8 protein-coding genes are annotated in these 16952 nt (G+C 38.5%); 6 read left to right on the forward strand and 2 right to left on the reverse strand.

Annotation, left to right across the window (positions count from 1 at the left end; all coding sequences use genetic code 11):
• Positions 1-665: 665 nt before the first annotated feature.
• Positions 666-1622, reverse strand: a complete 957-nt coding sequence (locus MHB44_RS01375) for an ABC transporter substrate-binding protein (RefSeq protein WP_341302902.1) — start codon at positions 1620-1622, stop codon at positions 666-668.
• A gap of 88 nt (positions 1623-1710) precedes the next feature.
• On the opposite strand from MHB44_RS01375, the gene MHB44_RS01380 reads away from it, so the two are divergent.
• The 4 genes from MHB44_RS01380 (at position 1711) to MHB44_RS01395 (ending at position 8435) form a co-directional block, all read left to right on the forward strand.
• Positions 1711-3273, forward strand: coding sequence for an AraC family transcriptional regulator (locus tag MHB44_RS01380; RefSeq protein ID WP_341301280.1), 1563 nt, complete (start codon positions 1711-1713; stop codon positions 3271-3273).
• Positions 3274-3375: 102 nt separating this feature from the next.
• On the forward strand, positions 3376-4320 hold the full coding sequence (locus tag MHB44_RS01385; RefSeq protein WP_341301281.1) for an ABC transporter substrate-binding protein: 945 nt from the start codon (positions 3376-3378) through the stop codon (positions 4318-4320).
• A gap of 145 nt (positions 4321-4465) precedes the next feature.
• The gene (locus MHB44_RS01390) at positions 4466-6376 is read left to right on the forward strand and encodes an AraC family transcriptional regulator (protein WP_341301282.1); all 1911 of its coding nucleotides are present in this window, start codon (positions 4466-4468) and stop codon (positions 6374-6376) included.
• 136 nt (positions 6377-6512) lie between these two features.
• Positions 6513-8435: an AraC family transcriptional regulator gene (locus tag MHB44_RS01395; protein WP_341301283.1), complete on the forward strand. Its 1923-nt coding sequence runs from the start codon at positions 6513-6515 to the stop codon at positions 8433-8435.
• Between the two features lie 215 nt (positions 8436-8650).
• On the opposite strand, the gene MHB44_RS01400 is transcribed toward MHB44_RS01395, so the two are convergent.
• A complete protein-coding gene (locus MHB44_RS01400; protein WP_341301284.1) occupies positions 8651-9937 on the reverse strand; it encodes a hypothetical protein in 1287 nt (428 codons plus the stop codon).
• Positions 9938-10289: 352 nt separating this feature from the next.
• Here MHB44_RS01400 and MHB44_RS01405 point away from each other — a divergent pair, with 352 nt between their 5' ends.
• Positions 10290-15554, forward strand: coding sequence for an S-layer homology domain-containing protein (locus MHB44_RS01405; protein ID WP_341301285.1), 5265 nt, complete (start codon positions 10290-10292; stop codon positions 15552-15554).
• 537 nt (positions 15555-16091) lie between these two features.
• Complete coding sequence (locus MHB44_RS01410; RefSeq protein ID WP_341301286.1) at positions 16092-16838, forward strand: N-acetylmuramoyl-L-alanine amidase; 747 nt, start codon at positions 16092-16094, stop codon at positions 16836-16838.
• The last annotated feature ends 114 nt before the right edge of the window (positions 16839-16952 follow it).

A 16952-nucleotide genomic window follows, 5' to 3' on the forward strand; every position in this document is an offset into this window, starting at 1 on the left:
TATTCCGAAATAACAGTTTTTAAGGATAAATTCATGAAAATTTGTAAGATATAGAGCATAATAAAACCCTTCAGCTTTAAGATGCTGAAGGGATTTCACGTTGTTGAAAAAAGATTGTGTTCATGGCAAAAAGCTGACTTTTAGCAAAGCGAAGGGTTGATTTCCGTTACGACCGCATGCTTTCCTGGAGGCGTCCGATGAGCCTCCTCGCTGCGCTGCGGGGTCTCATCTGCGACGCTAATCCCCAAGGAGTCACGCGGTCTCCACTCCAATCAACCATTCTTTAAAAGTGTTCCTCCTCCGCATATGAAGTAGCACGATCATTTCACGACTAGCAACTTTCGCGGTCACTTCTATGAGGATGAATAGACAATTGTGCGCTTCTTCCATTAACACTAACTTGACCATTGCCACATAGAGTCCCTTAAAAAATTGGAATGAAGGGCTACTCCCATCATGGTCACTTCACTTGCGCACAAAGTAAATTTCCGCGTAAAAGCAACGTACAACCTAACCTTACATGCTTCTTCTATTGGCGAAACATCGTATCAAACAAATCGCCTGAAATCAGAAGTCTCTCGCGAGGATTCATAAAAATTTCATGGACAATTTTGTTTTTCAACACAATGAAAACCCTTCAGCTTTAAGATGCTGAAGGGATTTTTTTACTTTGCTATGCTATCTATAACATTTTGAATAATTTGACGGTTGGCAATAGCTCCTGAATATAGCCAGCTTGAACTTTGATCGAATTCATAGACATGACCGTTTTTAATGGCTGGAATATTTGCTAAAAGGGGATCGCTTAACAAATCAGCGCTTCCCGCACTATCACTATTGATAACAAACAAATAATCGGCATCGATTTGTACAAATTTTTCTAAAGATACCTGTGACCAATCACTTGTTGCAGAGGCTGATACTTCCTTTACAAGGGTCGGTATTTGCAAGCCAAGGTCATTGTATAGTACAACACCACTAGAAGCTGTGTCACTCACCATATAAATTGTATTTTTAATATTCCAGATGACCGCTGCTGATGGACTATCAATCTTACTTTCAATTTTTTCTTTGGCTTCTTTAGCAGCTTGCTCATATTCAGCTAGGACTTCGTTAGCTTTTTCTGTTTGTCCAAAAATTTCGCCTACTTTTAATAGCTTATTACGCCAATTACTATCCTCTGTTCCCATTACATAGGTTGGTGCAATTTTGCTATATTGCTCATATTTTTCACCCTCCGCAATGTCAGGTGAGCCAATAACAATTAAATCTGGTTTAAAGCTTGTCACAGCCTCAAAAGGAAGATCAAATTCAATCGTTGGAATCTCCTTTAAAGAATCCTGAAGATAGCCTTGAACGGAGCCACCCTTGACAGACCATTGGGCAACAGGCGTAATGCCTAATGCTATAAGATGATCTTCTAAATAAGGTGCAATTACACGTTGGGGCTTTTCAGGAATTGTGACCTCATGTCCTAATGAGTCTGTTAATACGCGATCTTGCTCTACTTCGTTGTCTTTGCTAGCTTTATCTGATGTAGTAGCTTGATTTCCACAGGCAGCTAAAACAATAGATAGAATGAATATGCCAGTCAAAATAAGATGCTTCTTGGTCAAAGTGATGCGCCTCCTAAATATATTGCTTTCTCTTTATTTAATTCATTATAATGAAAATGATAATCAATATCAATAAATGGGAGATAAAATAAAAATGACTATAGATGATCGTTTATTACCCCATACTTTTTATCAGCCTATTCACATTATGCGATTAGAAGAAATGATTCATCACAATGAAGAATCCACTTTATGGCCTTGGATCATCATTGTTTATGATGGACATGTAAAATATTGTGTTCAGGGTAGGTATAGAGAACTTCATGCACGCTCAGTTTTACTATGGCATCATGCTGATGATTTTCAGCTATTAGAAACGAATCGAATTGCAGGACTTGCCCTTCAATATCGTCCATACGGTGCAAAAATAGCTCATGATATAGCTTTGATTGAAAAAGGTTCATCTAAACTTATGGATATAGCAATGGCATTAGAAAAAGAAGCGAGGGTTTTTGAGCACAATCATCCTTTTCGTTTACAAAAATTATTCGCTGAACTATTAGAAACTGTTTATAGCGAACTATGGGCTAGTAAGCAGCAACAAGAGGGATTGTGGGTTCAAAAGGTAGTAGACTATATTTCCATACATTTCCACGAGGATTTAACAAGGGAGCAAATGGCTACAAAAGCACAAGTAAGCCCAGAACATTTTTCACGTGTATTCCGTAAACATACAGGCTATACATTCAGTAAATATTTAACAATGCTGAGAATACGAGCGTCACAGAAAAAACTACTTTATGATATGCCCAAACTAGATGATCTTGCGCAGAATGTAGGCTATAGGGAGGGGACGTATTTAAGTCGAAAGTTTAAAGAGCTGGTTGGTATATCGCCTAAGGTCTATTATCAGAAGCCAAAACGTGTTATTACTCTTAACACAAACCATACAGCATGCTTACTGGCTCTCGGTATTATTCCAGAATTAGGCGTATTTTCTCCATTTATAGAAAATATAAAAACAGTACCATCTCGGCATAAATTGATAGGTTATGAGCACAATGTGGTCTCCAATTATCAAGAAATCACAGCAGCCTGCCCAGATGTCATTATTAACTATAGCAAGGGGCATGACAAACAATCCTTACTAGCATTAGCACCAGTAGTCGAACTACCCTGTCAGCAATTAAGCTGGCGAGATCAATTTCGTCTTATTTCTAATATTGTCAATAGGCAAGAGCGATTTGGTAGCTGGCTACAGCAATATGAGGAGCAGATCCTTGCCTGTAACTCTCTGTTAGATCAACAGATCGGTTCAAGAGGTACAGCAATTGTTTGGGAATTAGGCAATAATGCCGCAGCTTATTGTATAGACAGCAGTTATGGTAGGGGAAGTCATATATTATATGAGGATTTAGGATTTCGGCGTCCAGATGCAATTATTGCTGAAAAAATTGAGCATACGGGGTTTTTTACAGTAGAGCTTGAAGAGATCGCTCATTATCCGGCTGATTATATTTTTATCACAGCTCTTCCTACTAACGATCTAGCTAAAAAACGCCTTATCAAGCTGTTACATTCAGAAGAATGGCGGACAATGGAGGCTGTACAAAAGCAGCGAGTGTATTTTATCAATCAGTACGAGTTATTTTATGGCTATGATCCGTTATCTACAGCAGCTCAATTGAAGGAATTAATGAAGGCACTGACATCATAAAAGTGCAAGATGGTAAATCATTCTTGTGCATAGACAAATTTCTCACCCTCTTCTACAATGAATGAGAATAATTATCAATTGATATGTATGGAGGGAAAAAGATTGCTGAAGCAAAATAGAAAATTCTTAGCACCACTATTTCTATTATTACTGCTATTGTTAACGGCTTGTGGAGAAAAGGAAAAGGTCGCTAGTCCAACTGCAGAACAAGATATAAAAGAAGCAGAAACAAAAACGGTTCAGACAACAAATGGTGAAATTGTTATTCCGACTAATCCACAGCGTATTGTAGCAGAGGAGTATATCGCTAGTTTACTTGTATTAGATGTGAAACCTGTGGGAGCGCCTGGATTGGCTCTTGAAAACTATTATTTAAAGGATGCATTAAAGGATGTAAAAGAAATAGGTGATTATGGGAAACCGTCCATTGAGAAGATTATAGCGCTCAAACCGGACTTGATTATTACTGGCAATGGGGAAAATTATGAGGCTTTAAGTAAAATTGCTCCTACAGTTGTCATACCTTATGGTGAATTGAAGGATGCACACGAAGAACTTACTTATTTCGGTGAGTTGCTTGGCAAAGAGCAAGAAGCTAAGGATTGGCTGGCGCAATATGATCAAAAGATTGCCGATGCCAAAGTACAGGTAGATGCGATTATTCCAAAGGATGCAAGCTTCTCTATTATAGAGGATGCAGGCAAAACGTATTATGCATATGGTGATAATTTTGGACGTGGTGGACAACCCGTCTATCAGGCTCTTGGTCGCAAACCACCTTCTAAAGTAGCGGATGAAATTATGGAAAAGCAGTGGGCTGAAATTTCCGAAGAGGTGCTGGCAGATTATGCAGGAGACTATATTATTTTGACTTCAGATGATCGCACAGCTGAAGATTTTAAGAAGGATCCAATATGGAGTAGCCTGCCAGCCGTAAAAAACGATCATCTTTATGTTTGGCCTGAGGAGCGCTCATGGTATTATGACCCAACAGCCGTGTTAGCTCAGGTAGAGGAATTAACAAACTGGCTAACGAATAAAAAATAAGCTAAATAATTAGAAGTATCTTTAGTGATAAAGATGCTTCTTTTTTGTTGTTTCAATTTAAGATGTTATTGAGAATGTTTGTCATTTATAATATTTATAAGAGGAACCATTCTATGATTTGACTAGAAAGGTGTGAAAACAAACCGTGAATATAGATGATCATATCCTTCTGTGGAAAGCTGCTTCCATTCAAGTGTTCGATATTCGTTATACAAAGATGCAAAGAGATGAACAACTTAGCTCCTATCGTTTACCAGCTAGCGGCTTTTTGTACATGATAAAAGGAAAAGCTAATATATTGTTGGATAGTAAACCCTATAAGATAGAGAACTTTTATATAGCTCATATTGGTAAAGGGAGTTGCCTACATATCAGTGCTGTAGAAGATAGTTTGGAGTATTATTTAATTCTCTATAAAGCAACGCTACCTCTTCCCCATAAAAAAGGTTTGCTAGCGTTGTGGGAACGTGAAAAGCCTTTTCAGCTTCAATATGTTTTTCAAGTTTCCAATGCACTTACGTTACAGCAAAAAGCCGAAAGTATGTATCAGGAATGGCTCAAACAGGGCAAGCTAGCACATTTTCATGTCAAAGCTCTTTTTTATCAATTCATTTATGAGCTTTTGCAGCAGTTACATCAACAGCAGGTGATTGTTCGGCAACCAGACCTTGTGGAGCAGATTCAAAATTATATAGAAGAATACTATTATCAGCCGATCACACGAGAATCACTTGCCCAAATGTTGAATTATAGTGTTCCCTATATAGCGAAGCAATTTAAGCAGAAAACGGGTAGAAGTATCATTGATTACCTTATCCAAATAAGGATAAAAAAAGCACAGCAGTTATTATTACATACATCCTCAAGTTTGCAAGAGATAGCATCAAATATTGGTTATGAGGATGTTTCTTATTTTATTCGTATTTTCAAAAAATACAGCGGGCAAACGCCAATGCAATTTAAACAACAGCCAGCTAAGCAAAAATCGTATCGTCCTATGTATCGGCTCGCTTTGTCTAATGATAAAAAGTGGCTACGATCTTATATTGATAATGATAATTATTATCAATATAAGCCAAAAGGAGATTTATCGATGACTAAAAAAACGAAGTCCTCTATGCTGGCGACTTTATTGCTATGCTTCACTTTATTGCTTAGTGCATGTTCTGGTACTGCTATCACCACTTCTACTAATGGAGAAACAAAAACACCAGCTAATGAGTCAACAGAAGTGCAGTCGACAACTAAAATTGTCTCCACTGTGAAGGGGGATGTAGAGATTCCTGTTGATCCCAAGCGTATCGTAACTGATTACTATCCAGGTTTTTTATTAACTATAGGCATTAAACCAGTAGGAACACAGGAGCTTTATATGAAGAGCCCTTACTTAAAGGAGCATAATGAAGGAATTACTTATTTTGAGGACTCGCTTGAAGCGGTAGTTGATTTGAAGCCAGATCTTATCATTACAGGAGACGATAAGAAATACGAAGCATATGCCAAAATAGCACCTACAGTCTTAATACCTTTTAATTTAGAAATGGATGCAACATTGGAGGAGTTTAGTAAAATTTTAGATAAAGAGGAAGAAGTGAAGGCTTGGTTAGATGACTATAATCAACGAGTAGCAAAAGCTAAACAAACAGTTCAAGATATTATTGATAAGGATCAAACCGTGACGGTCCTTGCTGGTGGAGCAAAAAATGATATAACATTATATGGTAATGGTTATACAGGGCGATCATTTTATGATGGGCTTGGACTAACTCCACCCGCAAAAGTAGTAGAGGATATTGATCCTGAAAAGCCATGGCTGGACTTATCACCTGAATTACTGCCAGATTATGCGGGTGATTATATTTTTGTAGCTGTTGATAAAGCGACAGAAACATATGAATATAAAAACGAAGCAGTTTGGCAAACGCTAGATGCTGTACAAAATGATCAACTCTTTGAAATAGATGGTTGGAGTTTCTGGTTTTCAGATCCTATTTCAATTCTTGGTCAGATCGAAGAAGTGACAGAAATGTTAGTACAGCATGCAAAAGAAAAATAAATGAAATTCCATAGGATCACTCAAGCATTGAATTGTTTGAGTGGTTTTTCTATGTTTTATACAGAATTTATATTGAGAATGATTATCAATTATAATAAACTTGGAGGTAGTGAAGAATTGGAAGGAATGATGTAGGATGTTACCAAAAGAGGAGTTTCTATTTCTTTGGAATCATGCAACGATCAAAGTGCTCGATATAAGATATGAGCTATTAAAACCTGAGGAAATAGGAAAAACATTTAAAATACCTGCTAATATGTTTCTTTATGCCACAGGTGGTGGTGCGGAAGTCCAGATCGATTTAACAAACTACACATTAGAAGGCTTTCATCTTATTCATGGTGGAAAGGGCTCTACTCTACAAATAGTGGCTACAGACAAAGGCTTTGAATATTTTTTAATATTTTATCGAGCTTCCATTCCTTTAACCTCAAATAAGATGATAGCAAGTGCTATGCAAAGAAATAATCCTTTCAAATATCAATACAGTCTTGTTCCTAACTCACCTATTACAATGTTTGAAAAAATATATTATATGTATAAGAAGTGGGAAAATGCTAATAATCTTAGCAAATTTACCATTAAATCGTTATTCTATCAATTATTAAATGAAATTTTTATGCAATTAGGTCAGGACAGTGGCAACATTCAAAAGCTGAATGTCTCTAGTCAAATTAAAGCCTATTTAGAAGAAAACTATGCACAGCCATTGACTTTAGAATCAATTGCGAGGGCGCTACGCTATAGTCCGTCTCATTTATCCATTCAATTCAAGCAACAAATAGGATGTAGTCCGATTGAGTATCTCATTCAGTTACGTATTGAAAAAGCTTCTATTTTGCTTGAGAAGACGAATGCTAGCTTACTCGATATCGCTATGGGTGTCGGCTATAGCGATGTCTATTATTTTAGTAGACTTTTCAAAAAGAGAGTAGGCGTTTCACCTACAAAATTCCGTCAAAAGAAACAAGTAAGTGATTTGGTAAAGGATAGTCCTTCAATGTCTGAAAGATACTCCATTGTCGATTGGAGCTTCCAAGATTATATTGAGAATGGTTATCAATATAATGAAAGGAAGTATGAACCGATGAATAAAAGAGGATTATCAGTTATTGCAACACTCTTTCTATGCCTGACGCTTTTATTAAGTGCTTGCAGTAGTGGAGCATCAACCAATGCAGGAGGCGGGGAAAAACAAGCCTCTACCACTCAAGCAGCCAGCGAATCTCAAACAAAAATGGTCTCTACTATGAAAGGAGACGTAGAAATACCTGTTAACCCTGAGCGAGTAGTGGTGATGTATTATACAGGTGATGTACTAGCATTTGATGTGACACCAGTGGGCTCCTCTAAAATACAAGAGGGAGCAGCATTTGAGGAAGAATTAAAAACAGTTGAAAGTTTAGGTGAATGGTTTGAACCAAATGTTGAGGCAGTGATCCAATTAAAACCTGATGTCATCATTATTCCAAGTAAGGATGAGCTTTATGATCAAATGCAAAGAATTGCACCTACTGTTATGATCGATTTCTCAACATCACTAGATGAACGCTTAACAAAGATTGGTGAAGTGCTAGGGAAAGAGAAAGAAGCAAAAGAGCTTTTAGTTAATTTCTATACAAAGGTAGAGGATAGTCAAGAGAAATTAAAAGAGGCAGGTATTTCAGATAAAACGGTTAGTATTATGGAAGGCGGCAAAGGGAAAATGTCAGTTGTGACAAGTTATACCTTTGGACGCGGTTCCCAAGCTATTTATGAGTACTTAGGAATGAAAGCACCAGACATTATTCAACAGAAAATTGATAATAAAAACAACACCGATGAGGCAATTGATGTTTCTTTAGAAGTATTAACGGATTATGCAGGTGATTACGTGATCCGTTCATCCTATGAAGGCATGGTGGATTTAACGGATCATCCAGTTTGGTCTAATATTCCTGCCATTCAAGAAGGAAGGCTTATTGAAATGGATTTTGGTTTTTGTTACTACAACGACATCTATTCATTATCGAAACAGCTAGATTTCATTGTGGAGCAACTAGTAGCTACGACAAAATAATTTTAAAAAATTGATGATTCGCCTGATAAACCTTTATTGATGCCTAACATTCTGGAGCGTATATTTTTAGTTAGTAATAGACAAAGTAAAAAATCGACTTTGTCTATTACTTTTTTATTAATATATAGAAAGCTTACGTTCTTCTCTTTTAAACCTATTTTTAATTGGGGGGAAACCCACATAGGTCTCGTTAATATTTCTTTAGTACTTTTAATTTAGTTGTATACGATTTGGAACGTATCCGATATAGTTGTTTGGACAATATGTCGATTTCCACTGATAATGAAATCGGCAGGTACTCGATCGCCTAGCTCATTAGAGTGGATAATAGATGAATTTGCTGTTAAACCCTCAATTATGATTTCCATATTGGCATCAAATACCACAGGCTCTTTATTGAGTGTGACTGCAAGTGTAATACGATTGCCTCTTTTGGTTACTTGAATCTCCATTACTCCTTCATCTTCATTGACTAGTGTATAAAGTGGCGGAATAATAATCGTTATTTTATCCTTTGTCGTTAAAATAAAGCGTTCTGTGTTAACCTCGGAGGCGGCGACGTTAATTTTGGCTTTATACGTCTTTTTACTTTTTGTCATAGCTGTGATTTCACCAGGAATGGCTGCATTAGCTGATAAATCAGGCCTTTTAGGTATATTTTCTTGTGTCGGCAGTATATATTCGCCCTGTACAAAATCTACTAATGTCCAAACATTTGGCACGAGTTGCTGCTGTACAGGCGTTAAAGCTTCAAATGCTGTTTTAACGGTTTGAACATCATGAGCTGTAGATGTTGTAGGTGATAAAGCAGCAATAGCATCCTCTACTTTCTTGGCAGCAGTCTTGTCATTAGCAACAAGCTGCTCAGCATCCAGCAATAGCTGTTCAATGCCAGAAGGTAAAGAGACATTTGAAAACCTACGCAAGGCATTCAGCTCTGCTCGAGCATCTGCTACATCCTTATGGAAGGATGAGCGAGAGGCATTGAGCAACTGAATTTTAGTGACAACCTTATTGAGCGATGTATTGGGTGTAACAGTGGATGTTAATATTTTTCGTGCAGCCTCACTAACAAAGGATTTTTGCGCAGCATTTAATGTATTATACCAATCCCTTGTCTCCACCACATTCGTATAATAATTAGCAGAGGTAGCGTCTACAGAAGCTAGCTTTTCTTCAATTTGAGCCGCAAGCTTACGATAGGTCAGCCTTGTTTGCTGATGTGCTGACAACGTAGCATGGTTCGTGACATACTGCTTCTCCACTTCCGTTAAAGCATTATAGGCTTTCAGCGCAGCCTCTAAATTGGTTTGGAAGGTAGCGGTTGTATTATTAATATTGTTAATAAGCTGTACAGCATTCGTTACATTGGCATTGTAAGAATTGTTCGCGATGTATGTTTGTATGTGTCCTGTTACTTCTGCTGCAGATACTGGTGCATGGTAAAGAAGTGAAGGAACGGCCACGATAGACAACAAAGCCCATCTTTTTTTATTTTTCATATGATAAAATGCCCCCTATTTTATGATGAGTAGTCGATGAAACGGCAATTTGCCCAATATATGGTGTTATCTTAATTTTAGCATAGCCTAGAAATTTTGGATGAACTTTTATTCGCATGTGAAACAGATGATGGAAGGACATTATCTGTTTTTTTCTGTATGGGTTAGAAGCAATCGCTTATGAGCGTTTTATACCCGGTAGAACCCTTGTATATTTTTAGTATATGTCGGTTTTATATAGTGAAGGATGAAGGGTTCTAATTTCTTTTAGAAAAATCTAATGTAGAGGGGGAGATTACATACTTAATGAACTTTTTTATAACTAAATAAAGAATAGATAGGAGGGCATAGTATGAACAAAACAAAGCAACAAAAATGGTGGAGGCGTTCACTAAACACCTTTATTGCAACAACATTAGTCGCCAGCAGTTTGTCTTTTGTAGGAGCTCCACAAGCCAAGGCTGATACTGAATACACAGCAGGCGTTTATCCTGGGGGAGTAGGAGTGAGTGATGGACTAATTTCATGGGTGGACGTAGAGAAAAGTGTAGATTCAGAGTTAGGTGATGGAGTTCCTGTTGAAAAACTACAAGATTTAGCTATAGATAGAGTATGGGATAATTATAGTGGGAGAAAAATTAAAAAGAATGATCCTCAATCACTCATTAATTTCAATTACGGGTTAAGAAGCTTTAGGGCAGATGGCAATGCACTTGATGGTCAATATTCTGCACCGTGGACTACCTTTGATAGTAGTAACGCAAGAGAGATATTCTCTGTGCAAACACCCGTAGGCGCTAACGCAGGCAATAGCGACAAAGGGATACCATGGGAATTCGGTGGTGCATATGTAGCCAATAATACGGAGTATACGTCATCAAATATTAGAACGTATTTTAGTAGTACGGGAAGTATTAGTTATGAAAATCCTGAATTAGGAAAACTCGATGTTCTGAATGTAATTAGTAGTGGAGATAAAATGAAGCTCACTGTTAATGGTATAAATTTAGAAGAAAATTCAACTAATACGATTAACTATGCATCATCAGCTACTGAAGGAGCTTATTACCTAGGCTCTTCTCATTCCAAACGCTACGACGGTATACTAGGCGAAGTATTATTATATAACAGAGAGCTTACTCCTTTAGAACGTCAAAAAGTCAACAGCTATCTCGGCTTAAAATATGGTTTAACAATTAAAGATGAAAATGGTAATGCGACTGATTATGTAGCGAGTAATGGTAGCACAAACATGTGGACAGCAAGTGAGAACACAGGTTATGGTCACCGTATCACAGGTATTGGTCGAGATAATAATGGTGCATTGTATCAAAAGCAATCTAAATCACAAGCAGAGGGTGAGTTAGTGACGATTGCACTTGGTGATACAGTTGAAGTATCGAATAAAGATAATAGCAATGAAATCGACAATAACTTAACGTTCTTTACATTTAGTGATAATGACCAATCAGGTCTTTACTCGATAGAAATTCCTAATACGGATTTACCTTCTACAATTGCTCATACTGAATCTACCACAAATACAACAAAGATTATGCCACGTGTGTTTAAAGTAGAGAAAAATGGAATATGGACTAACGAAGAAATTACATTACAAGTAGAAGAAGCAAAATCAGCCGACTATCAGTTATATCTTTATGTACACGAATCTAATAGTAACTTCCCTAAAGAAACAACAAAAGCATATTCACTTAACCAAACAACAGGCACAGTCACATTACCAAATAGTGAGTTTGGAAATGGTAGCTTCTTTACGTTTGTAAAACATGTGGATAAAAAAGCTTTAGAAACTCGCGTTAATGAGATTACTGCTGAAAACTTGCAAGAGACAGATTATACAGCGTTAACATGGACAGCCTTTGAACAAGCGTTAGCAGAGGCAGAGGCTGTATTACAAGATGTTAATAAAACAATTGGTGAGGTAGCAACAGCATTAGCTAATTTAAATACAGCAAGGGACAATCTGAAACGGCTGGTAACTGGAGCTGCTATTGCAACATCCCCTGGAGATACAGTAGCGGTCGTTATCAATAATGTACTTGAGAATGTACCTGTAGTAGTAGACACAGGTGTAACAATTGATTCAACTGTTTTAACAGGCTATGAGAATGATTTAAATGGTGCAAACGTAGCAATTGAGAATTTTAAATCAGGAGATAGTCTTGAATTTACGAATACACCTAATATCACAAGTAATTATGATGCTACAACAGGGATTTTAAAATTAAGCGGTACAGCATCTATTGCAGAATATCAAGCAGCTCTGCGTAATGTTCAATTTATGACCATCTCAACTGACCGTAGTGAGCGTAATATTATCTTTACATTAGGGAACGCTTTAGCCTACAGTGCAAATGGGCATTTCTATGATTATATAGATACTCAGGCAACGATTTCCTGGTTTGCGGCAAAAACACAAGCAGAAGAAAAAAGTTACTTTGGACGTAAAGGTTATTTAGTAACAATTACAACTGAGGAGGAAAATACGTTTGTAAAGGATAAAACACGAGGTCTTGGGTGGATTGGTGCAAAAGATATTAACCGTACAGAGGCGAGCCCTGGAAAAACAATGCGTGGTGATTGGCGTTGGGTAACAGGTCCAGAAGGTTTAGCTGATGATGGAAAAGGCTTAGCTTTCTATGATGGCTATCGTGCAGGAACTCCCGCAGATCTAAATCCAGGACCTGTAGATAACGCTTACACAAACTGGGATGGAACTGTTGAACCAAATAATGCTGCAAATGGCGAGTATGTGGCACATATCTTTGGACCAGGAGCTAAAGCTGGAAAATGGAATGACTATTCTCCAACAAATAATACTGTTAGAGGCTATGTTATCGAGTATGGCGGTATGCTAGGAGATGAAACATTTATATTAAGCGCATCTAAAAAAGTGATATTTGTGGATAAAACAGACCTTCAAAAAGAAGTAGATGAGGTTGATGTGTTAGTTGAGGAAGAATATACACCAGAAAGTTGGCAAGAGCTAGAAGAGGCGTTAGGAGAAGCAACGCTTGTGTTAACAAATCCAACAGCAACTCAACAAGAAGTAGATGAAGCACGAGGAAAATTAGAGCAAGCACGTGGGAATTTAGCAAAGGTAGTACCACAACCAACAACAGCCTTGCTTGAGCAAGCAGCAGGTGGCAATAAAATCACAGTGGACTTCAATAAAGACATTACATTAACGAATCTAATGGGCTTTGCAATTGATGTAGATGGTGTGAAAGTAACACCAACAAATTTTGAAGTAGTAGACGGTAAACTTGTGTTAACATTCCCGAACACACCAGATGTAACTGGAAAAACAGTAACGGTAGAATACGATGGTACAGGCTCATTGGAAGGCACAAATGGAGCGAAGGTAGCTAGCTTTAATAAAGAAGTAGAAAATCCATATAGTGCAGCATTTCAAATTACACAGCCAGGCACAATCACAATGAGCCCACGACCAGAAATCAGTGGGACAGTAGATGTGACAACGACACCATCGACAGTGACGATTACACTCACAAAAGAGCCAGATGGTGAAGTAGTGGAAGTAGATGTAAACGTTGATGTAGACCCTGTAACGGGTGAATGGAGCTATACACCGCCAGTAGATTTACCAAATGGCACATACACCGTCACAGCGACAGCAACAAATGGTCAGCAAACGGTTACCAAGCAACATACGTTTACAGTAGCCACAGTGGATAAAGCACCACTGATTGCCAAGGTGGGTGAGGAACCACAGGTAGAGGCAGCGGGACCCTACACGTCAGCAACTTGGCAGGAATATCAGGCGAAGCTAGCGACGGCGAAAGCGGTCATTAATAATCCAACAGCTACACAGGAAGAGGTAAATCAGGCATTCGCCCAATTAACAGCGGCACAAAATGCCCTAGTAAAAGTGGGACAAGGGTTAAGTGCTTTAACACCGTCAACAGGTGGCTCGTTAAGCCCAAGCTTCCAAACGGATACAACGGATTACACAATGAATGTCGGTTATCCAACATCAGCGATTGACTTTACAGCAATTCCAGTCGAAAATGGTGCAACCGTGACAACAACTGTAAATGGGCAGCCAGGCACACTCAATCAAATTCCGCTTCAGGTAGGCTGGAATACGATTGTTATGACAGTAACGGATGCAAACGGCAATGTGAAACAGTATACAATTAAAGTCTACCGTGAAGCAAGCTCGGGTAGCGGTGGCAATACGGGTGGAGGCGGTACAACAACGCCAGCACCAACCCCGACACCAGAAACACCCAAAGAGACAAAAACCATCATCCATGTAGATTTAGAGGTGGATGGCGAACACCCACTAGAAAAAACAACAGTGGAAATTGAGCGCACAACGCATCCAGATGGTCATGTGACAGACTTTGTCAACTTAACACCTGCCCAAGCTTTAGAGGCAGTAGAGAAGGCAAAAGAGATTGGCAACACCATTGCACGTATTGTCATTCCCGATGTACAGGATGCCGTGGATCAAGTGACAGTGGAAGTACCAAAAGAATCCCTACAAATTTTACGTGACAATGGCTTAGATTTAGAAATTGCCACAGATAATGCGCATATTGCGATTCCAAATAGCTCGATGAATGGGGTAGCTGATAACTTCTATTTCCGTTTAGTCCCTGTGAAAAAAGAAAGCGAACGTCAGGCAATTGAAGAGCGTGCCCGTGCAGAGCGTGTGGTGCGTGAAACACTACAAAGCAATGATGTGCATGTGGTCGCACGTCCAATGACAATTGAAACAAATCTACCATCACGCCCTGTTGTGGTGACACTTCCATTAAAAGGTGTTGATCTGCCAACAAATACAGCGGAGCGTCAAGCCTTTTTAGCTAGCTTAGCAATATTTATTGAACATACAGATGGTGAAAAGAAAGTCGTTCGTCCAGAAGTGGTGACGATGCAGGATGGTAAGCTAGGTCTGCGCTTTACAGTAGAGAAATTCAGTACCTTTACGATTATTCAGGTAGCCAAGGAAGCAGAGGGTACACATACCGCGTATATCCAGGGCTTCCCAGATGGCACATTTGGTCCGGATAAAAACGTAACACGTGCACAAGTAGCATTCATGCTAGCACGTATTTTAGGCTATACAGAGGAACAAGTAAATCAAGCACCCTTTATAGATGTGCAAACAAATCACCCAGCAGCAGGCGCGATTGCATTTGTCAAGGAACAGGGTATTATGAATGGTGATAATGCAGGCAACTTCCATGCAGGGGCAAACATTACACGTGCGGAAATGGCAACGGTCGTATCGAACTTTAAAGAGCTGGCTGTGGAAGAAAATGTATCTTTAACATTTAAGGATACAAAAGGACACTGGGCACAGTGGATCATTGAAGCAAACCGGTCAGCAGGCATTATCAACGGGTTAGAAAATGATCGCTTCGCACCAAACGCTGCCTTAACACGTGCACAGGCAGTAGTCATGATTAACCGTATGTTTGAGCGCGGTCCATTACATGGTGTTACTACACCAAGCTTCCCAGATGTGAAAGCGACACACTGGGCATTTACAGAAATTGAAGAAGCAGCAGGCACACATGCTTATTATATAGACGAGGATGGCAATGAACAGCTAGCTGAATAAGCAAGTAGGCGAAACAGGCATGGGCATTAGCTCTATGCCTGTTTTTTCTAGGGTGTACAGAAGCCAAAAGCATTGCATTGTTTTCCGAAGAATTAAAGGATAGAAGCTTACATCATTTAATGTATAGAAGAGCTAAGTCCAAATACCGAGGAGCTAGTTCCCGCTTAAAGTTCATTGTTGATGAAGGTAATGCAGCGTGTGGGCGTAAAGAATTAAACGAAGACAGAAATACAGGTAACATCAGTTTTTCCATACCACAATACACAGGGTAACTTTAATTTTTATCATTGTTCAGAACTTGTTGAGACGAATATGGTAAGTTAAAGCTGAGATAATTACGAACATCACAACGTACAAATATCAAAATGGACTGGGCGTTTAATGCCTAGTCTTTTTCTGTTTATGGAGCATTGTTCAGAACTTGTTGAGTCCATTGGCGTAAGCTAGAAGTAGTATTATTTAGCTTAGAAATAGTAAAGAATTGCGAATGTATTAAATGTAAAAAAATGTCAATGATGATTTGAGGGATGGGATAGAATGGTGGTATGGCGTCAATATTTAGTTCCCGAAGCACAGGCAGCTAAAGTAACGTATGGAAAACAAAATACAAAGAAATATATTGTTATTCATGAAACAGATAATGAAAAATCAGGGGCGGATGCAGATGCCTATGCACGATTACAGTTTAATGGTATGCATCGAGAGGCGAGTTGGCATTTAACGGTGGACGATAAGGAGGCTGTTCAGTCGTTTGAATTTAACTATGCCTGTGGAGGGGCAGGGTCAGCTAAAGGAAATTTACAAGGTATTCAAATCACGATATGTGTAAATTCAGATGGAGATTATTCACAAGCTGTTCATAATGCGGCTGAGGTAGTTGCTAGAATCATGAGAGATGAAAGCATTCCAATTGAAAATGTCGTTCAGCATTATTATTTTAGTGGTAAAAATTGTCCTCGTAAAATGCGAGAAGGACAAGCCAATTGGTTACAATTTCTCGCCTATATAAAAAATGCACCAATAGGAACTGTACGAAAGAGAAAAATACCGACTGATATAGAGAGGTATCATGTTGTAACAGGTACATATGAAACGCGACAAGCCGCTGAAAATGTACATGATGTATTCAAGTATCGCTTTGGCTGGGGTGTACATATGGAACAGATAAGTGATAAATGGAGATTGAAGACAGCATTATTTACAAGTAAGGCTGAAGCAAAGGCAGCGGAGAAGAAAATAAAGGCTGCTCAGCTTTCAGAAGTTACAGATGTGATTGCTGAATAATACTTTGTTCAGAATTTGTTTAGGAGCATATGGTATACTATTCTATGTAATCTTGTCAATGTCTCAAACCTTAAACAAACCAAAAAAGACCAGGCTTCTTATTGTAAGCCTGGT

Origin of the sequence: Lysinibacillus sp. FSL H8-0500, from assembly GCF_038051955.1 — a bacterium.
In the GTDB taxonomy this organism is placed as follows: Bacteria; Bacillota; Bacilli; order Bacillales_A; family Planococcaceae; genus Lysinibacillus; species Lysinibacillus macroides.

What these genes read in the sequence shown, in the direction of transcription:
- MHB44_RS01395 (WP_341301283.1), top strand. Translation starts at nt 6,513, where the DNA reads ATGTTACCAAAAGAGGAGTTTCTATTTCTTTGGAATCATGCAACGATC.
- MHB44_RS01405 (WP_341301285.1), top strand. Translation starts at nt 10,290, where the DNA reads ATGAACAAAACAAAGCAACAAAAATGGTGGAGGCGTTCACTAAACACC.
- MHB44_RS01400 (WP_341301284.1), bottom strand. Translation starts at nt 9,937, where the DNA reads ATGAAAAATAAAAAAAGATGGGCTTTGTTGTCTATCGTGGCCGTTCCT.
- MHB44_RS01380 (WP_341301280.1), top strand. Translation starts at nt 1,711, where the DNA reads ATGACTATAGATGATCGTTTATTACCCCATACTTTTTATCAGCCTATT.
- MHB44_RS01410 (WP_341301286.1), top strand. Translation starts at nt 16,092, where the DNA reads ATGGTGGTATGGCGTCAATATTTAGTTCCCGAAGCACAGGCAGCTAAA.